Annotated in this window: 19 protein-coding genes; 12 read left to right on the forward strand and 7 right to left on the reverse strand. The window is 61.5% G+C overall.

Annotated features, from left to right (window positions below; translation table 11 throughout):
- The first annotated feature begins 131 nt into the window (after nt 1-131).
- The 7 genes from ASD03_RS40075 to ASD03_RS29915 all read left to right on the forward strand — a co-directional run bounded on the left by ASD03_RS40075 (nt 132) and on the right by ASD03_RS29915 (nt 6,235).
- The gene (locus ASD03_RS40075) at nt 132-281 is read left to right on the forward strand and encodes a hypothetical protein (RefSeq protein WP_025424663.1); all 150 of its coding nucleotides are present in this window, start codon (nt 132-134) and stop codon (nt 279-281) included.
- Nucleotides 278-1,240, forward strand: coding sequence for a site-specific tyrosine recombinase XerD (gene xerD / locus ASD03_RS29890; protein WP_025424664.1), 963 nt, complete (start codon nt 278-280; stop codon nt 1,238-1,240). The genes ASD03_RS40075 and xerD overlap by 4 nt, the downstream gene beginning before the upstream one ends.
- Nucleotides 1,241-1,304: 64 nt before the next feature.
- Complete coding sequence (locus ASD03_RS29895) at nt 1,305-2,258, forward strand: acetyl-CoA carboxylase carboxyltransferase subunit alpha (protein WP_025424665.1); 954 nt, start codon at nt 1,305-1,307, stop codon at nt 2,256-2,258.
- Nucleotides 2,259-2,467: 209 nt separating this feature from the next.
- Nucleotides 2,468-3,916 carry a murein L,D-transpeptidase family protein gene (locus ASD03_RS29900; RefSeq protein WP_025424666.1) on the forward strand — a complete coding sequence of 483 codons (1,449 nt, stop codon included), beginning with the start codon at nt 2,468-2,470 and terminating at the stop codon, nt 3,914-3,916.
- Nucleotides 3,916-4,152 (forward strand): sulfurtransferase TusA family protein, encoded by a 237-nt coding sequence (locus tag ASD03_RS29905; RefSeq protein ID WP_025424667.1) that lies wholly within the window; start codon nt 3,916-3,918, stop codon nt 4,150-4,152. The genes ASD03_RS29900 and ASD03_RS29905 overlap by 1 nt, the downstream gene beginning before the upstream one ends.
- A gap of 178 nt (nt 4,153-4,330) precedes the next feature.
- Nucleotides 4,331-4,516, forward strand: coding sequence for a hypothetical protein (locus ASD03_RS29910; RefSeq protein WP_025424668.1), 186 nt, complete (start codon nt 4,331-4,333; stop codon nt 4,514-4,516).
- A gap of 225 nt (nt 4,517-4,741) precedes the next feature.
- A complete protein-coding gene (locus ASD03_RS29915; protein ID WP_025424669.1) occupies nt 4,742-6,235 on the forward strand; it encodes a histidine kinase in 1,494 nt (497 codons plus the stop codon).
- 39 nt (nt 6,236-6,274) lie between these two features.
- Here ASD03_RS29915 and ASD03_RS29920 read toward each other — a convergent pair whose 3' ends face one another.
- The 3 genes from ASD03_RS29920 to ASD03_RS29930 form a co-directional block, all read right to left on the reverse strand.
- Nucleotides 6,275-6,955 carry a response regulator transcription factor gene (locus ASD03_RS29920; RefSeq protein WP_025424670.1) on the reverse strand — a complete coding sequence of 227 codons (681 nt, stop codon included), beginning with the start codon at nt 6,953-6,955 and terminating at the stop codon, nt 6,275-6,277.
- A gap of 452 nt (nt 6,956-7,407) precedes the next feature.
- Nucleotides 7,408-8,577: a GTP-binding protein gene (locus ASD03_RS29925; protein ID WP_057217891.1), complete on the reverse strand. Its 1,170-nt coding sequence runs from the start codon at nt 8,575-8,577 to the stop codon at nt 7,408-7,410.
- A 12-nt stretch (nt 8,578-8,589) separates the two neighbouring features.
- Nucleotides 8,590-9,660, reverse strand: coding sequence for a D-alanyl-D-alanine carboxypeptidase family protein (locus tag ASD03_RS29930; RefSeq protein WP_025424672.1), 1,071 nt, complete (start codon nt 9,658-9,660; stop codon nt 8,590-8,592).
- 191 nt (nt 9,661-9,851) lie between these two features.
- On the opposite strand from ASD03_RS29930, the gene ASD03_RS29935 reads away from it, so the two are divergent.
- Nucleotides 9,852-11,015, forward strand: coding sequence for a M20 aminoacylase family protein (locus tag ASD03_RS29935; protein WP_025424673.1), 1,164 nt, complete (start codon nt 9,852-9,854; stop codon nt 11,013-11,015).
- A gap of 22 nt (nt 11,016-11,037) precedes the next feature.
- Nucleotides 11,038-11,502, forward strand: coding sequence for an Lrp/AsnC ligand binding domain-containing protein (locus tag ASD03_RS29940; RefSeq protein ID WP_025424674.1), 465 nt, complete (start codon nt 11,038-11,040; stop codon nt 11,500-11,502).
- A 76-nt stretch (nt 11,503-11,578) separates the two neighbouring features.
- Here ASD03_RS29940 and ASD03_RS29945 read toward each other — a convergent pair whose 3' ends face one another.
- Nucleotides 11,579-12,628, reverse strand: coding sequence for an NAD(P)-dependent alcohol dehydrogenase (locus ASD03_RS29945; protein ID WP_025424675.1), 1,050 nt, complete (start codon nt 12,626-12,628; stop codon nt 11,579-11,581).
- 221 nt (nt 12,629-12,849) lie between these two features.
- On the opposite strand from ASD03_RS29945, the gene ASD03_RS29950 reads away from it, so the two are divergent.
- The gene (locus ASD03_RS29950; RefSeq protein ID WP_025424676.1) at nt 12,850-13,791 is read left to right on the forward strand and encodes an AraC family transcriptional regulator; all 942 of its coding nucleotides are present in this window, start codon (nt 12,850-12,852) and stop codon (nt 13,789-13,791) included.
- Nucleotides 13,792-13,825: 34 nt separating this feature from the next.
- On the opposite strand, the gene ASD03_RS29955 is transcribed toward ASD03_RS29950, so the two are convergent.
- On the reverse strand, nt 13,826-14,308 hold the full coding sequence (locus ASD03_RS29955) for an Lrp/AsnC family transcriptional regulator (RefSeq protein ID WP_051509126.1): 483 nt from the start codon (nt 14,306-14,308) through the stop codon (nt 13,826-13,828).
- A 79-nt stretch (nt 14,309-14,387) separates the two neighbouring features.
- On the opposite strand from ASD03_RS29955, the gene ASD03_RS29960 reads away from it, so the two are divergent.
- Both ASD03_RS29960 and ASD03_RS29965 read left to right on the forward strand, forming a co-directional pair.
- Nucleotides 14,388-17,444 (forward strand): aminotransferase class III-fold pyridoxal phosphate-dependent enzyme, encoded by a 3,057-nt coding sequence (locus ASD03_RS29960; RefSeq protein ID WP_057217892.1) that lies wholly within the window; start codon nt 14,388-14,390, stop codon nt 17,442-17,444.
- Nucleotides 17,445-17,553: 109 nt separating this feature from the next.
- A complete protein-coding gene (locus ASD03_RS29965) occupies nt 17,554-18,564 on the forward strand; it encodes an amino acid ABC transporter substrate-binding protein (RefSeq protein ID WP_025424679.1) in 1,011 nt (336 codons plus the stop codon).
- Between the two features lie 509 nt (nt 18,565-19,073).
- Here ASD03_RS29965 and ASD03_RS29970 read toward each other — a convergent pair.
- A complete protein-coding gene (locus tag ASD03_RS29970; RefSeq protein ID WP_025424680.1) occupies nt 19,074-19,961 on the reverse strand; it encodes a branched-chain amino acid ABC transporter permease in 888 nt (295 codons plus the stop codon).
- A 25-nt stretch (nt 19,962-19,986) separates the two neighbouring features.
- The gene (locus tag ASD03_RS29975) at nt 19,987-20,724 is read right to left on the reverse strand and encodes an ABC transporter ATP-binding protein (protein ID WP_107028043.1); all 738 of its coding nucleotides are present in this window, start codon (nt 20,722-20,724) and stop codon (nt 19,987-19,989) included.
- Nucleotides 20,725-20,734 lie beyond the last annotated feature (10 nt).

A 20,734-nucleotide genomic window follows, 5' to 3' on the forward strand; every position in this document is an offset into this window, starting at 1 on the left:
TAGATCGGGCATCTACCAAAGTGCGGCGCGTCCGGTCCAGCGCGCACACGGTTGCCCCAGCACATTCAACGGCTGCATGATTTTATCCTTAAATTCGTTCCGGTTTAAGGGATCCTGCGGAGGAAACTGAAATGCCCACCCTCTTCCGGTTCCTGTTCTTCTGCGGCGTCATCGCCGGGCTGATCTACGGCACGATGATCGCGCTCGTCACCTTCGTCGAGCCGGTCGAGCGCAACGTGACCGTGAAGATCCCATCCGAACGGGTCAACAAGACACAATGAGCGATCTTTCCGCGGCACACGTCGAGGCCTTCCTCGAAATGATGAGCGCCGAACGCGGCGCCGCCGTCAATACGCTGCAATCCTACGAGCGCGATCTGGAAGACGCCTTGTCCCACATGCGCGGCCGCGGAACGGGGCTGACGAGTGCGGCGACCGACGATCTCCGGCATTATCTCGCCCATCTGGCGGGCCAAGGCTTCAAGCCGTCCTCGCAGGCGCGCAGGCTGTCGGCGCTCAGGCAGTTCTACAAATTCCTCTATGCAGAAGGCCTGCGCACCGACGACCCGACAGGCATACTCGATGCGCCCAAAAAGGGTAGAAGCCTGCCGAAGACGCTGAGCATCGACGACGTGTCACGACTGATCGGCCGGGCCGAGACCGAAGCCGAGGCGACGGCAGGCGGACCGGAGCGGCTTTCCAAGCTGCGCATGCACGCTTTGATGGAGCTTCTTTATGCCACCGGCATGCGTGTCAGCGAACTGGTGTCGCTGCCCGCAAGCGTGCTCGCCCAGAACGGGCGCTTTCTCGTCGTCCGTGGCAAGGGCAACAAGGAGCGGCTGGTGCCGCTCTCCCAGGCCGCGATCCGCGCGATGCGTCTTTATGGGGCAGCCCTCGAAGAAGAAACGGCAAAAGCCGACAGGGGCGAGCGCGAAAGCCCGTGGCTGTTTCCGTCAACGGCAAAGGCAGGTTTTCTCCCCCGCCAGGTCTTTGCCCGCGACCTGAAATCACTGGCGGCGCGTGCCGGCATCCGCGTGGCGACGATCTCGCCGCATGTGCTGCGTCATGCCTTCGCCAGCCACCTGCTTGCCAACGGCGCCGACCTTCGTGCCGTCCAGGAACTGTTGGGTCACTCGGACATTTCGACGACACAAATCTATACACATGTTCTGGAAGAACGGCTGCACGACCTCGTGCAAAACCATCACCCTCTTGCCAAACAGGCGAAAAAACAGGATTAGGACCGCCGGGCAGGCTGGTTTCGGCCGGCAGATCCTTGTGGCAAAACGATCGGAAACGCATCTCATGCACAACTATCTCGATTTCGAAAAACCTATCTCCGACCTCGAAGGCAAGATTCTCGAACTGAAGAAGCTCGCTGGCGAAGACGAGAGTGTGAACACTTCGGATGAGGTCGAACGGCTCGAGACACGGGTCCGCGATGCGATGGCCGAGATCTATTCGAAGCTGACGCCGTGGCAGAAGACCCAGGTCGCCCGCCACCCCTCGCGTCCGCATTTCCTCGATTACGCCTCGGAACTGTTCACCGAGTTCACGTCGCTTGCCGGCGACCGCAACTATGGCAATGACGAGGCCATCCAGGCCGGGCTTGCGCGTTTTCGCGGCATGCCTGTCGCCGTCCTCGGTCAGGAAAAAGGCAGCGATACCAAGTCGCGCATCAAGCACAACTTCGGCAGCCCGCGCCCTGAAGGCTACCGCAAGGCGATCCGGGTCATGGAAATGGCCGACCGCTTCGGCCTGCCGCTGATCACGCTGATCGACACCGCCGGTGCCTATCCCGGCGTCGGCGCGGAAGAACGCGGCCAGGCGGAAGCCATCGCCCGCTCGACGGAAATGTGCCTGAACGTGCGCGTGCCGATCGTCACCGTCGTCATCGGCGAAGGCGGCTCCGGCGGCGCAATCGCGATCGCCACCGGCAACCGCGTCTATATGCTCGAGCATGCGATCTACAGCGTCATCTCGCCGGAAGGCGCAGCCTCGATCCTCTGGCGCGATTCGACCCGCGCCAAGGAAGCCGCCAGCAACATGAAGATCACCTCAGAGGACCTGAAGGCGCTCGGCGTGATCGACGGCATCATTCCCGAGCCTGTCGGTGGCGCGCACCGCGATCCGCAATCGGTGATCGCCCGCACCGGAACGGTGATTGCCGACGCTCTGAAGGAATTGTCCGGACGCAACGGCGACGAATTGCGCACCGATCGCCGACAGAAGTACCTGAATATCGGCCGGAACCTCTGATCCGACGCGATTGTTCGCCGAAAATTCGCAACCACAAATCGGACTGTGGCCAAATCTTGGCCATATTCGTACGGTCATGAACAACGGCGTGCGCAGCGTGCCCTGCAGGGTTAAGAATTCGTGAAGTATAATGGCTTACTGATTCCCTAAGGGCCCTTCTGCGAACGCGGCTCTCACTGACGAATTTTGGTTTGAACGGGCTTTCGCCGATGCGCTTGAGAAACCTTGTAGCCACCGCCGCTGTCGCCGCGCTGCTTGCCGGCTGCACCAACGATGCCCTGGATACGGCGACGGTCGATCTTTCGACTGTCAAGAACAAGACCGAATATCAGCTCTCGAGCAAGATGAGCGCCAAGATGAGCGAGCTCGGGATGCAGAAGACATCCCCGATCGCGCTGCGCATCTTCAAGGAAGAAGGCACGCTCGAAGTCTGGAAGGCCAACACGTCCAACCGCTTCCAGCTCTTGAAGAGCTACAAGATTTGCGCCTGGTCGGGCAAACTTGGTCCGAAGGTGAAAGAAGGCGACCGTCAGGCGCCGGAGGGCTTCTATCCGCTGTTCCCGCAGCAGCTGAATCCCAACTCGAAATACTATCTGGCGATCAACACCGGCTACCCCAACACCTATGACCGCGCCAACGGCCGTCAGGGTACGCATCTGATGATCCACGGCGCCTGTTCGTCGTCCGGCTGCTACTCGATGACCGACGAGCAGATGATCGAGATTTTCGCCATGGCGCGCGACGCCTTCAAGGGCGGACAGCAGAGCGTCCAGCTGCAGGCATTTCCTTTCCGCATGACCGCCGAGAACATGGCGCGTCATCGCAACAATCCCAACATCGATTTCTGGAACATGTTGAAGGTCGGCTACGATCAGTTCGAAGTCACCAAGCGTCCTCCGGAAATCAATGTCTGCGAGAAGAAATACGTCTTCAACCAGCAGGGCAGCGCCGCCTTCAACCCGGGCGGCACGTGCCCGGCGATGTCGACCCCACCTGCCTTGCAGATGGCCATGTCGACTTTCGAAAAGGGCTATAAGCTCGACTACGACAAGGCCATGAAGAAGTATGACGGCATGGTCTGGTATGAGCCGAGCGAGGCCGAGCGCAAGGCGATCGTCGCCAAGCAGCGCACCGGCCGCGAGCTTGCCTACGCGCCGACCGGCAATTCGATCGATGCCGGCAAGCTGATGAAGGCAAGCGACCTCGAAAAGAAGCTAGCCGCGCAGAAGGAAGCCGAAGAAACCAAGCTGGCTGTCGAGATCCAGAAGAAGGAACTGGAAAAGGCGACACAGGGTGGCACCCATGTGCCGGTTCCGGCCGCCAACCCGATCCCCCAGCCCGTGCTGCAGGCAGCCGTCGAGCAGCCGGCCAAGAAATCCTTCTGGAGCCTGTTCTCCAGGAGCGAACCCGCAGAACAGGCACCGGCACCCGTCGCCGAAGCTCCGGAGCAACAGGCTGCCGTTCAGCCGCAGACACAACCGGCAGGCACAGCGGCAAAGCAGACACGGTCGGCTGGAGCCCAGCAAAAGGTTCAGCCCGAGACGACCGCCGTGGCATCGGCAAATGCCGAAGGCGCCGTCGAGCCTGCAGCCGAAGCGCCTGTTGCCGTGGAGCAGCCACCGAAGAAGCGGCCGTTCTGGAAGATCTGGGGCAATTGATGCCTGGCGAAGAGAAGACGATTTACGACCTCAGGGGGCTTAAGTGCCCCCTTCCCGTTTTGAAGGCGCGCAAACGCATCGCCTCCATGGCTGCAGGCGCGCTGCTCGAGATCGAGACGACCGATCCGATGGCGGTGATCGATATCCCGCATTTCTGCCGGGAAGACGGCCACAGCCTCGAAGCGGCCTCGCCGGCCGACGGCGGTTATCGCTTTCTGATCCGCAAGGGCGCTTGAAGCCAAACAGCAGCGTCCTTGGTCTTGAACCGTCCGCACCGCGTCCCTTGTGTAATGCGTTCGCGCTGGCAGACCTGATGCGACGCATGCGCCCGTGGGTCGGGTTTCCTTGACGAAAGGCGTGGCCGTGTTGATAGGGCAATCGTCGTCGCGGTCCTCAGTGGAGCGGATGAGGGCGATGAAGCGCAAAATGGATCGGAATATCGTCCGCGGTTGCGAACTGGCCAGCCACCCCTATGAGCAACGGATCGTCATTCTCGAGCGGAACGGTGCTATCGCCACCCCCGGTGATCAGGTGAGACCATGGTGGAAGAATTGGACGCGCAGCGAAGCCGTCGTCAGCGCGACGAATAACGTCGTGTGATTTTCGCGACCAAAGGCCCGTTCGACCACCGACTAAGGTCCCCTAGAGTCGGACCTTAGTCGCCGCTAGATTTTGCAGGATCGTACAGAGTGAATGTCTGCCAAACTGACAACCAGCGTGCGAAATCCGATTTATCGCGTTTTTTGCCTGTGATGCCGGAATTGGCGGTCGCATTTTTAAAGAACAGGGAACATAAAAACACTAGCAGGTGATCGGGCAAATTTCATGGACTCCGTTGGGAACGACACAGAAACCGCCAAGCAAACCTTCCTGCTGAACCTGCGCCAGGCAGCAACCTTGAGAAACCTGCTGTCGACATTCCAGCGACTGCGGCTTGAGGTGCAGTTCATCATCATTGCCTCCTTCGTCGTTGTGGCGTTGATGATCGCACTCGCGGTCTGGACGACGAACCGTCTGGAAAAGACCGTCTTCAATAGCGTCGGCTCGCTCGGCGCTGCCTATCTCCAGACATTTGTTGCGCCGCTGATCTCCGAGGAGGACATCAAACGCGGCGTGCTGCCGCCATTCGTCGAAGACAAACTCAAGCAGCTGCTGGGCACCAGCGCGCTCGGCCAGCATGTCCACGAGCTGAAGATCTGGGGGCCAGACGGAAGCCTGATGTATTCGACTTCGGGCAAGGAGATCGACGAGGAGGTTGTCTTCGAAGAGCTACAGCGCGCCTTGGCGGGCGAGATCGTCGTTTCGCGTACGATGATCGAGAAACACGAATACACCGGTGACGAGCAGCGCGGCATGTACATCGAGGTCTACGCCCCGCTCGTGCGAAACGAAGCCGGCAAGGTGCTGTTGGTCGGTGAATTCTACGAGCGCCCCGATTTCCTGGTGGGCGAACTGTCGACGGCCTGGCGGGAGACGATCAGCATCGTGCTTCTCGTCTCGGTCCCGATGCTGGCGCTCCTCTTCCTGATCGTTCGTAGCGGCAGCCTGCTCATCGATCGCCAACACGCCGCCATCCGCCACAGCCTGCGACGCGCGCTGGAACTCTCCAACCAGAACCGACGGCTGCGTGGGGCTGCGGAAACGGCGCGGCTCGAGGCCGGCAAGCTCAATGAGATGATCCTCGACCAGATCGGTACGGATCTGCACGATGGTCCGGTCCAGCTGTTGACCTTGCTGAAGCTGAGGCTGAGCGATATGGCCACGCAACCGATCGGCGGCCAGTCAGCGGATCCGGTAAGGCGGCAGGATATCGACAAGCTGGTCAGTACGGTTACGACGGCACTTGAGGAGCTGAGGAACATTTCGACCGATCTCGTGCTGCCGGAGCTCGACGACATGTCGCTCAGCGACACGATCCAGCTTGCGGTAAGGCGGCACGTGGATGTCATCGGCCGCGAGATCGATGTTGTCGGACTGATCGCCTCGCAGACGGTCGATCCACACCTCAACATCTGCGTCTATCGTTTCATCCAGGAAGCCCTGATGAACAGCGAGCGACATGCGCCGGGCAACCGCCAGCACCTGCGCTACGGCACGCGCCATAACCGCCTCTTCATCACCGTGGCCGATGTGGGCACCGCACCATCGACGACTGTGTCCGTGCGCAGCACCGGCCGCACAGGGCTCGGCACCATCACGCAGAAGCGCCGCATTCGCGCATTTGGCGGTCGCATGCGTACCATCCGCCGGGCGAGCGGAACGGTGGTAACAGCGGTTCTGCCACTCGATCACAGCGGCGGCTCGTTCGATCGTCACTAGAGCATGTCGTCACCGCAAAACCGCTTTGCGCGACATGCGCTAGTTGATGCGCCGTGATGCGCTGCGTTCGGCAGAGCCGTCCGGCAACACATCCAGGCGCTGCGCCGCCAGCACCACTTCCACACGGTTCCTGACGTCGAGTTTCTGCATCAACACCGTCATGTAATGCTTGACGGTCTTTTCGCTGATATCGAGGCAGGCCGCTATTTCGCGGTTGGTGCTGCCACGCATGAGATGGCGAACGATCTGCTCTTCGCGCAGGCTCAGGCGTCGTTGTGCCTGGGATCGCCGACGGATTTCCGCTGTCTTCATGGCCATGATGACCTTGGTCGCGAACCCCGCCGTGATGAACGTTTCACCGTCATAGACCGTGCGTATGGCCTCGTGCAGGTCGCTGGCGCTGCTGCCCTTCAGCACATAGCCAGAGACCCCGTAGTTCAGGACTTGTATCGCGGTTTCAATGCTTGAATTTGCGGTGAAGACGATGATCCGCGTGTCTTTGTATTTTTGCGTAACCAGCTCGATAGCCGCAATGGCATCGCCGGGCATGCTCAAATCGAGCACGAGAACTTCAGGTGAAAATTCTTCAACTATTTTCAAAGCATCGACCGCGTTTTCGCCCTTCGCGACGATCTCGAGGTCACTTTTTCCAGAATATAAGCTGACCAGTCCTTCCAGGAGGATCGGATGGTCGTCAACAAATGCAACTGATATCGACATGGTCGTTGCTCTCCCTCCGCAACAAACATGCTAGTTCATCAGATCAGTGTTTTAAAGAAGACACTAACTTCTAGTTAATTTGGCAAGCACAGAAATATCGGTCCGACGTGGCGAAAGCCGCGGACTAAACATCGACAATACCGCGCAAATACTCGCCCTTTTTGATTTAAGAGGCCGACAAGCACCGTATGGGAAAAACCGGACAAAGGTTCGTTGACTTCAATCTTTACAGGCAGTTATAGATCTGACACCGCGTGTTGATTGGTGAATCCACGCGTCCATGGCACAAACATCGCCATTCTCAGAGCGGTTTCGGCAAGTTAGAAGTAAAGCCAAAATATTAGCCCAAAAATGTTTATGCGCCTGCTGAAACATCACCCGAAAGTACTACAGATTTTAACCGTTTCCCGCGCCATTTGCAGCAAAAGACGGCCGGCGTCACGCAAACAATTCTAGAATTTCATTCCAGGCACCACGAGAGGATTATCGGAAAGCGCCTGCGCGTCGGGACGATCAATGCGTGGCTTGCCCGTAAAGGCATCGAAAAGGTCGCGCACGAATGCTTCGCTCAACCCCTTGGTGATCAGCACCATACGCGTGCGCCGATCAGCCGGATCCGGCCAGACGGACAGCCGCTCCGGCGTGTGAAAGACATTCTGCACGCCATGCAGGACCAACGGCCGCTCCGGATTGTCGGAGACTGCGACAATCGCCTTCATCCGCAACAGCTTCTCGCCATGGGCCGAGCGCAATAGATCGATGAACATGTCGAGCGCCATCGGCTCGATCGGCCTGTCATGCACGATGCTGAACGAACGGATGTCCGCCCCGTGGCGCGTCGCATCGTGATGATGGTGGTGGTGGTGGTGGTGGTGGTGATCATGATCGCGATGGTGGCCGTGGTCGCCGTCATGATGATGCTGATCGTGGAGATGATGCCCATGATCGGCTTCGTCCTGCAGCCAGCGGCCGACATCGGCGATCTTCGACGCCGGGTCGTAAAGGCCGCAGGCAAAGAGCGCGCCCCGCCCTGCTTCGGGACTGTCGCCATCAATGAACGGCGCGCGCGGATTGAGCGCCCGCAGTCGCAACCGTAACTCGTCCAATTGTGCCTGGTCGGCAAGGTCCGCCTTGCTGATGACGATGCGATCGGCGACCGCGACCTGCTTCAGAGCTTCCTCGTGGTTGGCAAGCGTCTGCAGCCCGTTGACCGCATCCACCACAGTCACCACGCCATCGAGACGAAAACTCTGGGCAATCACCGGGTTGCCGATCACCGATTGCAGCACCGGCGCCGGGTCGGCAAGTCCGGTCGTCTCGATGACGACGCGCTTCAGCGGCTTGATCCGGCCGGTCTGCATCCGGTCCATGAGGTCGGCAAGCGTATCCACCAGCTCGCCGCGCACCGTGCAGCACAGGCAGCCGTCGGAAAGCTCGATGACGCCGTCGCTTGAGGCTTCCACCAACAGGTGGTCGATGGAGACATCGCCGAATTCGTTGATGATGACGGCCGTATCCGAGAGATCCGGGTCCTTCAGAAGCCGGTTCAGCAGCGTCGTTTTGCCCGCACCGAGAAAACCGGTCAGGATCGAAACCGGCACGGCCGGCAGTGGGCTAACCATTGGAAACTCCGATCAGAGGCTCGGCCGCGGCACCGGGATCGGCACATTGGCGACATCGCCCTGGCCAGCCGGATCGGCGCCCACCTTGGCCAGCTTGTCGCCGCTGCCGGGGATGAGGCCGGCAAAGGCCAGCTTCAGCGGACGGCCGATCTCGTGGATGAACGGCGAGAGCAGCTTCTGCCGCCCGGCTTCGTCACGCCCTTCGCTGCGCACCTTGGCTGCCGCTTTCGAGCAGATCTGCTTGCTGACATCGGCAACCAGGTCGCGCGTTTCACCATAAGGCGCGATCTGTACCAGCGACGGCTTGGCTGTTCCCGATGTCGTCAGCGCCGTCTGCAGCAGGCGCGCGGATTCGTCGGCACGGGCGCCGAGGCTGTCTTCGCCAAGCACGACGGAAACGACGCTGCGGCCATCACGCGTCGCCGAGGAGACCTGGTTGAAACCGGACGCGCAGATGAAACCGGTCTTCATGCCGTCAGCGCCTTCGAACCGGCCGATCAGCATGTTGTAGTTCGCATAGTCCTTCTTGCCGGTGGTGAACCCTTCCAGCGAGAAATAGGACGCGTATTCGGGAAACTCGCGCTTCAGCGTGATCGCCAGCACGGCAAGGTCGCGCGCGGTGGTGTACTGGCCGGGCCCCGGCAGGCCGTTGGCATTGATGAAATGCGACGACGTCATGCCGATGCGGCGCGCTTCGGAATTCATCCTGTCGATGAAGGCGGGCTCGGAACCGCCAACGGTTTCGGCGATCGCCACGGCCACGTCGTTCGCCGACTTCACCAGCATCATCTTCAGCGCGCTGTCGAGCGTCATCGCCTGGCCGGGCTTGTAGAACATCTTGCTCGGCGGCTCCGAAGCGGCGTTCTTGGTCATCACCACAGGGCTTGTCAGCGCCAACTGTCCCGACTTGATCGCCCGGAAGGTGGTATAGGCCGTCATCAGCTTGGTCAGCGACGCCGGATACCATTTCTGGAAGATGTCCTGATGCTCGTAAACCTTCAACGTATTGACGTCGACGACGAGCCGCGGATTGGCAACCGCCGGCATAGCCATGAGAAGGCTCGCGCAGGCACCGGCCACGATACCCACTGCTCTTGCCTTGCCTCGCATGAAAAATCCTGCTGTCACCACCATAGTCCTCGAAATTCCGCTGTTGCCTCGTCTCGTCCGGCTATTTAGCCTATATGGCGAGGAGATGGCAAAGCCCATTCGTTGGCTGCTGCGCCAATCCACCGCAGATAGATGTGATCGAACAGACCGACAGGACTCAACTCATGCCGATTCTCAACCGCGCCGCCGAACTGCAAAACGAAGTCACCGAATGGCGGCGTCATCTGCACAAGAACCCCGAGCTCCTGTTCGCGGTGGAAAATACGGCAGCCTTCGTCGAAATGAAACTGAAGGAGTTCGGCGTTGACGAAATCGTGACCGGCCTTGGTCGGACCGGCGTCGTCGGCCTGATCAAGGGCAATCTCGGTGCTGGCCGCACCATCGGCCTGCGCGCCGACATGGATGCGCTGCCGATCACCGAGACATCAGGCAAGTCCTGGGCGTCGGAAACTTCCGGCAAGATGCACGCCTGCGGCCATGACGGCCACACCGCCATGCTGCTCGGCGCGGCCAAATATCTGGCCGAGACCCGCAACTTCGCTGGCAGCGTCGCGGTCATCTTCCAGCCGGCAGAAGAAGGCGGCGGCGGCGGCAACGAGATGGTCAAGGACGGCATGATGGAGCGCTTCGACATCGCCGAAGTCTACGGCATGCACAATATGCCTGGCATGCCCGTCGGGCATTTCGGCAGCCGCGTCGGCGCGATCATGGCCTCGACCGACGAGTTCACCATCACCATCAAGGGCCGTGGCGGCCATGCGGCCCAGCCGCACAAGACGATCGACCCGATCGTCATCGGCACGCAGATCGTCACTGCATTGCAGACAATCGCGTCGAGAACGGTCGATCCGCTCGCTTCCGTCGTGGTCTCGGTCACCAAATTCAACGCCGGCTTTGCCCACAACGTCATCCCGGAGGAGGCGGTGCTCGGCGGCACCGTGCGCACCCTGAAGCCCGAAGTGCGCGATATCGGCGAGACCCGCATCCGGCTGATCGCCGAAGGCATCGCCGACGTCTATGGCGCAACCGTCGATGTCTGGTACAGCCGCAACTATCCGGTGACCGTCAACCATGAGGACGAGACGGGCTACGCGCTGAAGGCAGCGGCGGAAATTGCCGGCGAAGGCAATATCAGGCCGTCGCTCGATCCGATGATGGGCGGCGAGGATTTCTCCTACATGCTGCTCGCCCGCCCGGGGGCCTTCATTTTCATGGGCAACGGCGACACCGCCGGGCTGCACCACCCGGGCTATGACTTCAACGACGAAGCGATCCCGCACGGGATTTCCTATTGGGTGAAACTCGCGGAAACGCGACTTGCCGCCTGAGGCGCGAGCGGGAGGCGGCACGATGCATCAGATCGACAAGATAGACCGTAGAATTCTCAACATCCTGCAGGCGGATGGCCGGATCACCAATCTGGAGCTTGCCGATCGCATCGGCCTGTCACCGACGGCAACAAGCGAAAGACTGCGCCGGCTGTTGAAGGAAGGGTATGTTTCGGGCTTCGGCGCCCGTCTCGATCCGCAGAAGCTCGGCTTCGGCCTGCTCGTCTTCATCGAGGTCATGCTCGACAAGACGACGCCCGACGTGTTCGATCAGTTCGCGATCGCGATCAAGCAGGCGCCGGCGGTTCTCGAATGTCACATGGTCGCCGGCGGCTTCGACTATCTCGTCAAGACCCGCTTCGAGGACATGGCGGCCTACCGCAATTTCCTTGGCCAGGTGCTGTGGACGCTGCCGGGCGTCAAGGAAACCCGCACCTATGCTGTCATGGAAGAGATCAAGAACGACGGGCCACTGCCGCTCGTCTGAGACCAAATAAGAATGACCCCGGGAGCCGATGGGATCCCGGGGCAAGCACTTTAGTACGGCACCCCTGAACCCGCGCTTACGCCGCGTCGAGCGACGCCATGTCGATGACGAAGCGGTAGCGGACGTCGCTCTTGACGACACGCTCGTAGGCTTCGTTGATCTCCTGGATCTTGATCGTTTCGATCTCCGAGACGATGTTGTGGGCGCCGCAGAAGTCGAGCATTTCCTGGGTTTCCTTGATCGAACCGATCATCGAGCCGGAAATGCTGCGGCGGGCCGGAACCAGCGCGAAGGCATGGACCGGCACGGCATTTTCCGGAATACCGACCAGCACGAAATCGCCGTCGACCTTCAACAGGTTGAGATAGGCGTTCCAGTCGATCTCGGCTGCGACCGTGCAGATGATCAGGTCGAACTGGCCCTGAAGCGTCTTGAAGGTTTCCGGATCGTTGGTGGCGAAGTAGTGGTCGGCACCGAGCTTCAGCCCGTCTTCCTTCTTCGACAGGCTTTGGCTGAGCACCGTCACCTCCGCGCCCATGGCGTGGGCGATCTTGACGCCCATATGGCCGAGACCGCCCATGCCGACGATCGCGACCTTCTTGCCGGGACCGGCCTTCCAGTGACGAAGCGGCGAATAGAGCGTGATGCCGGCACACAAAAGCGGTGCCGCCGCGTCGAGCGGCAGGTTTTCCGGGATCGACAGGACATAGCCTTCCTTGACGACGATGCTGTCGGAGTAGCCACCCTGCGTCGCTGTCTTGCCGTCGGCCTCGACGCCGTTATAGGTCACCACCAGACCTGGCATGTAATGCTCCAGATCGACGTCGCGTGTCGCGCAGGTGGTGCACGAATCGACGAAGCAGCCGACGCCGGCGCGGTCACCCACCTTGAATTTGGTGACCTTGGAGCCGACGGCGGTGACGATGCCGACGATCTCGTGGCCGGGGACCATCGGGAAGGCCGAGTTGCCCCATTCGTTGCGTGCCTGGTGAATGTCGGAGTGGCAGACGCCGCAATATTTGATGTCGATCACCACGTCGTTGTCGCGCGGCTCGCGACGTTCGAAGGTGAAGGGCGTCAGCGGTTTCGACGCGTCGGTCGCCGCATATCCTCTTGCAATGGCCATCAGTCTGTCCTTCAATTTTGGGAGATGCGAAATGACCGGAGCGTTACCGGCAGATCGCAGGCAGGGACTATGCGTTCGCGATCGGCAAAAGCGTTATCGCGATCCTGCAAAGTTTTTGCCCGATCCTGCAAGAATGAAAAATATATGATGGCAATAGCGCTTCGAAGCCTTATCTGAGCATTGCCGCACACAATGCTAAGCCGCTGGAAAGACCACAGAATATGACAGCCACGCGACAGACTGCCAGACAGGACATGATCGACGTCATTGCCCGGATCACCGGGAAGGACGGCGACCACCAGACCGCAATCCCAGGTTTGAGCATTCATCGCCATTCCGGCGACGCACCCGTCAATTGCGCGGCCTACAAGCCGAGCCTTGCGATCATCGTCCAGGGCGCCAAGCGCGTGGTACTCGGCGACGAGACGCTGATCTATGGCGCTTCCGATTATCTGCTGACGTCGATCGACCTGCCGGTGTTGTCGCAGGTCTGCAAGGCTTCGGCCGACGAGCCTTATCTCAGCTTCGCCTTCCAGATCGATACGGCCAAGATTCCGGCATTGCTCGACTTTCTGGCGCAGGGGCATATGCCGGCCTCCGCCTCGCCGCGCGGCATGACGGTCAGCAAGATCACACCTGACCTCGAAGATGCAGCACTCAGGCTCTTGCGGCTACTCGACCGGCCCGACGATATTCCCGCACTGCTGCCGCTGGTCGAGCAGGAAATTCTGTATCGCCTGGTGACCGGCCCGCACGGCCACCGGCTTCGCCAGATGGCAACAGTCGAAAGCCAGCCGCATCAGGTCGGCCGCGCCGTCGCCTGGCTGAAGGAGCACTATTCCCGGCCGCTGCGCATCGACGACCTAGCGAGCCGGGTCTCGATGAGCGTTTCGTCGCTGCACCACCATTTCAAGGCGATCACCGCAATGAGCCCGCTGCAGTACCAGAAGCAGTTGCGGCTGCAGGAGGCGCGGCGGCTGATGCTGGAAGAAAGTCTCGATGCCGGAGATGCCGGCCATCAGGTCGGCTACGAGAGCCAGTCGCAATTCAGTCGCGAATATGCCCGCCACTTCGGCGAGCCGCCGTTGCGCGACATCGGCCGCGTGCGCCGTACGTTGGTCGAGCGCTTCTCCGGCGAGGCGGAGATGCTGAGCGAGGGGTGATACGCCTCAGGTTCTTTCGATATCCCCGGGAATATCAGCTACGCTCGATATCCCGCCTGAGCACGATCGACGTCGTCAGATCCTCGACGTTGTCCATGGTCGCCACTTCGTTGCGCAGTTCATTCAGCGCGTTGATGGAGCCGACCTCGACCTCGACGACCAGATCGAGCTGGCCGCTGACGGAGGAAACCTTGCGCACGGAAGAAAAGCCGGCGAGCCGGTCAAGCACGCCGATCGACGGCGTACGCTGCAGCGTGACGAGCAGGAAGGCCTGGATCTGCCCCTCCTCCAGCTGGCCGATATCGGCGCGGTAGCCGCGAATGATGCCCGCCTTTTCCAGGCGGGTGACGCGCTCCGTCGTCGCACTTCGGGAAAGCCCGATCCTGCCCGCCAGCGACTTCATCGGGATGCGCGCCTCCCGCGACAGGATGCTGAGGATCGTCCGGTCGATCGCGTCGATGTCCTGCATGATTTCCGCCTCCGAGCGCGCCGACAAGATGACGGTTATTATAAACATAATGTCGGTGCAACCGGCATAATGCCGGATGCATGCGTCGGCCGCTCGTGCAACTCTGCCTCTCAAGACGAGGGTTCCCATGAACGACATGCTGAAGACGACACCAGACTTTTCTATCGACGCTGCGTCAGCACTGCTGAAGCAGCATTACGGCCTTTCCGGCACGCTGTCGCTGCTGGCCAGCGAACGCGACCAGAACTTCAAGGTCGAGGCCGCCGACGGCGCCACCTATATCCTGAAGGTCGTCAATGCCGCCGAGCCCGAGGTCGAGAGCGACTTCCAGACGGCGCTGCTCAGCCATGTCGGAACCTTTGCCGCCGAATTGCCGGTGCCGCACATCAAGCCGACATTGGCCGGCACCAGCCTTGCCGGAACCACCAGCCAGCACGGCGTCAGCCACAGGCTGCGCCTCGTCAGCTGGGTCTCGGGCAACCCGCTCGCCGAAACCGGCCGCAGCACCAGTGCGCTCCAGTCGCTCGGCCAGATGCTCGGCCGCTTCGACGCCTCGCTGAAAGGCTTCATGCATCCGGGTGCGTTGCGCGACCTCGACTGGGACATTCGCAAGGCCGGCCGTTCCAGGGACAGGCTGAACCATGTAACCGAGCCGGATGACCGCGCATTGCTGGAGCGTTTCCTTGTCCGCTTTGCAAAGTCGGTGGAGCCGAGGCTGGCGACACTGCGGTCGGCTGTCATCCACAACGACGCCAACGACTGGAACGTACTGGTCGACAAATCAGATCATGACCGCATCTCCGGGCTGATCGATTTCGGCGACGCACTCTATGCGCCCGTCATTGCCGAAGTCGCCATTGCCGCCGCCTATGCCGGTCTCGACCATCCCGACCCGATCGGCGCCACCGCCGCCATCGCCCGCGGCTTCCACGCGGAATATCCGCTGCTCGAAGAGGAAGTCGATCTTCTCTTCGACCTCATCGCCATGCGGCTCGTCACCTCGGTGACGATCTCGGCCTCGCGCCGCGCCCACACGACCGACAATCCTTACCTTGCCATCAGCGAAAGGCCAGCCTGGACGCTCTTGCGCAAACTCGACCGGATGAACCCGCGCTTTGCCACCGCGATCCTGCGCAAGGCCTGCGGCTTCGAGGCAGCTCCGGGAACGCGCGGCGTTACCGCCTGGATTAGCGAAAACCGCAAGGCGCTCGCGCCGCTGCTCGAACGCCCGGCCGCGACCTACCCAGCAGCGCTCGTGCCCTACGGCGACCCTGATCATCCGATGACGGTGAAATCCGCCGGTGAACAGCCGGATGAGGCCCAGGCGATCTGGGAAGACTATTGCCGCGAAAACGGCGTCGATCTCGGCATCGGCCCCTGGGGTGAGGCGCGCACCGTCTATGCCGGCGAAATGTTCGTCTCACGGCTGGTCGAGAACACCCGCCGCACCTGCCATCTCGGGCTCGACCTGTTCATGGCAGCCGGCACCAAGGTGTTCACACCGATCGCCGCCACCGTCGTCAGCGTCGAGATCGAGGCGGACCCGCTTGGTTACGGCTGCCTGATTGCGCTTCGCCACGAACCCGAGGGCTGCCCGCCCTTCGTGTCGCTCTGGGGTCATCTGGCGCACGAGACAATGGGCCGGATCAAGGCTGGCGACCGGCTCGAAGCCGGTGCGCTCGTCGGCGAAATGGGTGCTCCGATGGAAAACGGCGGCTGGGCGCCGCACCTGCATTTGCAGCTTTCCATCGACGCAAACCTTTCGGCGACCGAAATCCTCGGCGTCGGCGAACCGCAATATCTCGACGTCTGGGCCGAGCTCTTCCCCGATGCGCGCACCTTCGCCGGCATTGCCGAGGAGTTTTACGCAAAGAGCGGTCGTGCGCATGACGAGATCGTCAAGCTGCGCAAGGAACTGCTGCTGCCGAACCTGTCGATCTCCTACGAAAAGCCGATCAAGTTCGTGCGCGGCGAAGGCGTCTGGCTGATCGACGACAGTGGCCGCGCCTATCTCGACTGCTTCAACAATGTCTGCCACATCGGCCACGCCCATCCCGCGGTCGTCGAGGCGATGACGAAGCAGGCGGCGATCCTCAACACCAACACGCGCTATCTGCACGACAATATTGTCGCCTATGCGGAACGGCTGACCGCGACGCTGCCGAAAGAACTGACAGTCGCCGGTTTCGTCAACAGCGGCTCGGAGGCAAACAGCCTGGCGCTGCGCATGATGCGCGCGCATACGGGCCGTGAAAACGCCATCACGCTCGACTGGTCCTATCACGGCACCACGCAGGAGCTGATCGACATCAGCCCCTACAAATTCCGTCGCAAAGGCGGCAAGGGCCCGAAACCGCATGTCCATGTCGCTGCCGTTCCCGACAGCTATCGCGCGCCCGCCGATTGGCCGGCAGAAGAACACGGCAAGCGCTTTGCCGAAAGCGTCGCAGAGCAGATCGCGGCCATGCAGGCAAAGGGCGAAGGCCTCGGCTTCTTCATCGCGGAATCGATCCCGAGCGTTGCCGGCCAGGTGTTCCTGCCCGAAGGCTACTTGAAGGAAGTCTATCGCCTGGTGCGCGAAGCCGGCGGCGTCTGCGTCGCCGATGAGGTTCAGGTCGGCTTCGGCCGTGTCGGCAGCCACTGGTGGGCGTTCGAGACTCAAGGGATCGTTCCCGACATCGTCACCATGGGCAAGCCGATCGGCGACGGCCATCCGCTGGCCGCCGTCGTCACCACCCGCGAGGTCACCGACAGCTTCAACAACGGCATGGAGTACTTCAACACCTTCGGCGGAAACCCGGTTTCCTGCGCCGTCGGCCTTGCCGTGCTCGACGTCATCGAGGGGCAGGACCTGCGCGGCAACGCACTTGCTATCGGCAACTACCTCATCGGCTCCTTCCGGGCGATGCAGGCGCGTTACGAGGTGATCGGCGACGTCCGCGGCATGGGGCTGTTCCTTGGCATCGAACTGGTCAGCGACCGCAATACCAAGGCACCCGCCACCGAATTTGCCCGGGCCGTTTCCAACGGCGCCCGCCAGCGCGGCGTGTTGATGGGCACCGAAGGGCCACATGACAACGTCTTGAAGATGCGTCCGCCGATGATCTTCTCGAAACGCGACGCCGATCATCTGCTCGCCGTCCTCGAAGAGACCTTTGCGGATGTGAGCAGGAAGCTCGGTTAAGACCGGGCTCGATACCGCCGAAACGATAGCCAGTTGGCCGGGACGCGCACGTGCCCCGGCAGCGAAGACGCGTGCCTTTAAAACTGCATAACAAGAGGAGAACAGGACAATGAAACTTGGAATTCTAGCACTTGCGAGTGCGGCGTTTCTCGCCGGAACGGCAGCCAGCGCCGCCACGCTTGATGTCGTCAAGGAACGCGGCGAACTTCGCTGCGGCGTCAGCCAGGGCGTGCTCGGCTTTTCCGCGCCGAACGACAAGGGCGAGTGGAGCGGCTTCGACATCGACTTCTGCCGCGCGGTCGCTGCGGCCACGCTCGGCAACCCGGACAAGGTGAAATACGTGCCGCTCTCGACCAAGGAGCGCTTCACCGCGCTGCAGTCGGGCGAAGTCGATCTGCTTTCGCGCCAGACCACCTGGACGCTGTCGCGCGACAGCGATCTCGGCATGAGCTTCGTCGGCGTCAACTACTATGACGGCCAGGCCTTCATGGTGCGCAACGACCTCGGCGTGAAGAGCGTCAAGGAACTCTCGGGCGCCTCCGTCTGCACGGAAACCGGCACGACCACCGAGCAGAACATGGCCGACTACTTCAGCTCCAACAACATCCAGTACCAGGTCATCGCTTTCGAAAAGCCCGACCAGACGATCCAGGCCTTCAACACGGCGCGCTGCGACGTCTATTCGACCGACGCCTCGGCGCTCTACGCCCAGCGCCTGACGCTGAACGACCCGGACCGCTTCGTCGTGTTGCCGGAAGTCATCTCCAAGGAGCCGCTCGGACCGGCCGTGCGCCAGGGCGACGAGCAGTGGTTCAAGGTCGTTCGCTGGACATTGTTCGCGATGATCGAGGCCGAAGAACTTGGTATCACCAAGGAGAACGCGGCCAAGATGCAGGAAAGCGGCACGGTCGGCCAGAAGCGGTTCCTGGGCATCGACAACGAAGCCGGCAAGGCGCTGGGCCTCGGCCCGACATGGGCCTTCCAGGCGATCTCCGCCGTCGGCAACTATGGCGAGGTCTTCGAAAAGCACCTGGGCAAGGACAGTGCGCTCAAGATCGACCGCGGCCTCAACAAGCTGTGGAGCCAGGGCGGCCTGATGTACGCGCCGCCGGCGCGCTGATCGCAGGCAAATCCGGAGAAGGTCTTCCCTCCGGAATTGCGCCAATAAATAGACCAACCAACCATGCGCCGCGGCCCTCACCGCGGCGTTTTTCGCTTCTGGCGTTTGACAAGGGGCGGTTGCATTCTGTCTGTCTGCTCGGAGCGAGGCGTTGCGCAACGCCGCTTGTGGCAGCTTTCCCAAGGGGGATCTGGAGGTTCCGACAAAACGTACGGCGATGATGGACAGCGGACAGTCGACAAGTCAGGCCTCGTCATAGCAGATCGGGAAATCCCGACACCAGCGAAGACTTCCCTCATCCCTGTGCCTGTCACAGGGATCCAGCCAGCCCAAGTCCTTGGGCTGAAAAGTCCTCTGACCCGACCGACGTCGGATCGCTGGATTCCGGCACAAGGCCGGAATGAGGGCGTGGGGATGCCCCTTTCGTCAAACAGCAGGATCTGTCACCGTCTGACATTTCCGACGCCGGAGCGTTTTTTCTGGTCAACCGACAGGTGGGGCGCAACCCTTCAGAGTTTGACGATCGTCTTGCGCGCAAGCAGCCCCTGCGGCGCGAAGAGAAGCACGCCGATGACGAGCAGGATGGTGAAGGCATCGCGGTAGCTGAGCAGGCTTTCCGGCAGATAGGCCTGCAGGAACACCTCGATGAAGCCGAGCAGGAAGCCGCCGGCAACGGCGCCGGAGAGGCTGCCGAGCCCGCCAATGATCGCGGCGATGAAGGCCTTCAAGACCGGCAGGAAGCCCATCAGCGGATCGACGCTGCCGCGCTGCGCCACCCAGAGAATGCCCGCGACGCCCGCGAGCAGTCCCGAAATGGCAAAGGCGGTCGCAACCACGGCATTGGCGCGAATACCCATCAGCCGGACGATGGCGAAATCCTCCGAAGCCGCACGCATCGCCCGGCCGAGAACGGTGGTGCGCAGGAAGAGGTTGAGCCCGACGAGCATGATGACCGTGACCAGGATCGATGTGCCTTGGATCAGGCCGAGGTGAAGGCCACCGATCTCGATCGTCCCGGAAAAGCTCTCCGGCATCGGCACCGGCTTCGGCCGCGCCGAAATGAAGTTCTGGAAGATGACGCGCAGGATGGCGCTGACGGCAAAGCTGGTGAGAAGCAGCGTCGTGCCGCTCGCGCCCCGCACCGGCCGAAAGGCGATGCGCTCCATCAACATGGCAAGCGCCACCGCGATCATCAGCGCGCCGAAGATGGCGAGCGGAAAGGGCACGCCCAGCAGAAGGGCGAAGCACAGCCCGTAGCCCGCCGCCGTCATCAGTTCGCCATGGGCGAAATTGATCAGCCCCATGATCGAGAAGACGACCGCGAGCCCAAGCGCGAGAAGCGCATAGGTGCCGCCGAGGCTCAGCGCGTTGACCAGCTGCTGCAGGAACATGTCCATCGTTGTGACCTCTTTGCCCCCGGCCTCAAGCGCCGAGATAGGCACCCTGGATTTCAGTTGAATTGCGAAGTTCGGCGGCAGTGCCGGAGAGCACGATGCGCCCGTTCGCCATGACATAGCCCGCGTCGGCGATTTCGAGCGAAAGTGCTACGTTCTGCTCGACGAGCAGGATCGTCAGGCCCTTCTGGCGCAGACCGGCGATCAGGTCGAAGATCAGGTCGACCACCTGCGGCGCCAGCCCGAGCGAAGGCTCGTCGAGCAGCAAAAGGTCGGGCGACGACATCATCGAACGGGCGATCGCCAGCATCTGCTGCTCGCCACCGGACAGCGAACCGGCTTTCTGGCTAAGACGTTCTTTCAGGATCGGGAAACGCGACAGCATGTCCTCGCGCACGTCGGATATCACCCCGCGCGCCTTGTGCATGGCGCCGCCAAGCAGCAGGTGTTCGTCCACCGTCAGGCTTGGAAAGATGCGCCGGCCTTCCGGCGTCAGCGTCATGCCGAGCCTGACGATCTGTTCCGGCGGCAGGCCGGAAATGTCCTGGCCATTGAACGACACCCGCCCCGCCTTCTTTGCCGCCAGGCCCATCAGCGCATTCAGCGTCGAGCTCTTGCCGGCGCCGTTGGCGCCGAGCAGCGTGACGATCTGCCCTTTGTTGACGGTGAGATCGACCCCCTTCAGCGCCTCGACGGCACCATAGGCAACCTTGAGGCCGCTCACTTCGAGCAGGGGCTTCTGAGCGGGAATTTCACTGTGCATCATCGGGGCAAAG

Origin of the sequence: Ensifer sp. Root127, assembly GCF_001425225.1 — a bacterium.
GTDB lineage: Bacteria > Pseudomonadota > Alphaproteobacteria > Rhizobiales > Rhizobiaceae > Ensifer > Ensifer canadensis.

Coding starts and splice junctions, on each gene's coding strand:
- ASD03_RS40075 (WP_025424663.1), top strand. CDS start 132: ATGCCCACCCTCTTCCGGTTCCTGTTCTTCTGCGGCGTCATCGCCGGG.
- xerD (WP_025424664.1), top strand. CDS start 278: ATGAGCGATCTTTCCGCGGCACACGTCGAGGCCTTCCTCGAAATGATG.
- ASD03_RS29895 (WP_025424665.1), top strand. CDS start 1,305: ATGCACAACTATCTCGATTTCGAAAAACCTATCTCCGACCTCGAAGGC.
- ASD03_RS29900 (WP_025424666.1), top strand. CDS start 2,468: ATGCGCTTGAGAAACCTTGTAGCCACCGCCGCTGTCGCCGCGCTGCTT.
- ASD03_RS29905 (WP_025424667.1), top strand. CDS start 3,916: ATGCCTGGCGAAGAGAAGACGATTTACGACCTCAGGGGGCTTAAGTGC.
- ASD03_RS29910 (WP_025424668.1), top strand. CDS start 4,331: ATGAAGCGCAAAATGGATCGGAATATCGTCCGCGGTTGCGAACTGGCC.
- ASD03_RS29915 (WP_025424669.1), top strand. CDS start 4,742: ATGGACTCCGTTGGGAACGACACAGAAACCGCCAAGCAAACCTTCCTG.
- ASD03_RS29920 (WP_025424670.1), bottom strand. CDS start 6,955: ATGTCGATATCAGTTGCATTTGTTGACGACCATCCGATCCTCCTGGAA.
- ASD03_RS29925 (WP_057217891.1), bottom strand. CDS start 8,577: ATGGTTAGCCCACTGCCGGCCGTGCCGGTTTCGATCCTGACCGGTTTT.
- ASD03_RS29935 (WP_025424673.1), top strand. CDS start 9,852: ATGCCGATTCTCAACCGCGCCGCCGAACTGCAAAACGAAGTCACCGAA.
- ASD03_RS29940 (WP_025424674.1), top strand. CDS start 11,038: ATGCATCAGATCGACAAGATAGACCGTAGAATTCTCAACATCCTGCAG.
- ASD03_RS29945 (WP_025424675.1), bottom strand. CDS start 12,628: ATGGCCATTGCAAGAGGATATGCGGCGACCGACGCGTCGAAACCGCTG.
- ASD03_RS29950 (WP_025424676.1), top strand. CDS start 12,850: ATGACAGCCACGCGACAGACTGCCAGACAGGACATGATCGACGTCATT.
- ASD03_RS29955 (WP_051509126.1), bottom strand. CDS start 14,308: ATGTTTATAATAACCGTCATCTTGTCGGCGCGCTCGGAGGCGGAAATC.
- ASD03_RS29960 (WP_057217892.1), top strand. CDS start 14,388: ATGAACGACATGCTGAAGACGACACCAGACTTTTCTATCGACGCTGCG.
- ASD03_RS29965 (WP_025424679.1), top strand. CDS start 17,554: ATGAAACTTGGAATTCTAGCACTTGCGAGTGCGGCGTTTCTCGCCGGA.
- ASD03_RS29970 (WP_025424680.1), bottom strand. CDS start 19,961: ATGGACATGTTCCTGCAGCAGCTGGTCAACGCGCTGAGCCTCGGCGGC.
- ASD03_RS29975 (WP_107028043.1), bottom strand. CDS start 20,724: ATGATGCACAGTGAAATTCCCGCTCAGAAGCCCCTGCTCGAAGTGAGC.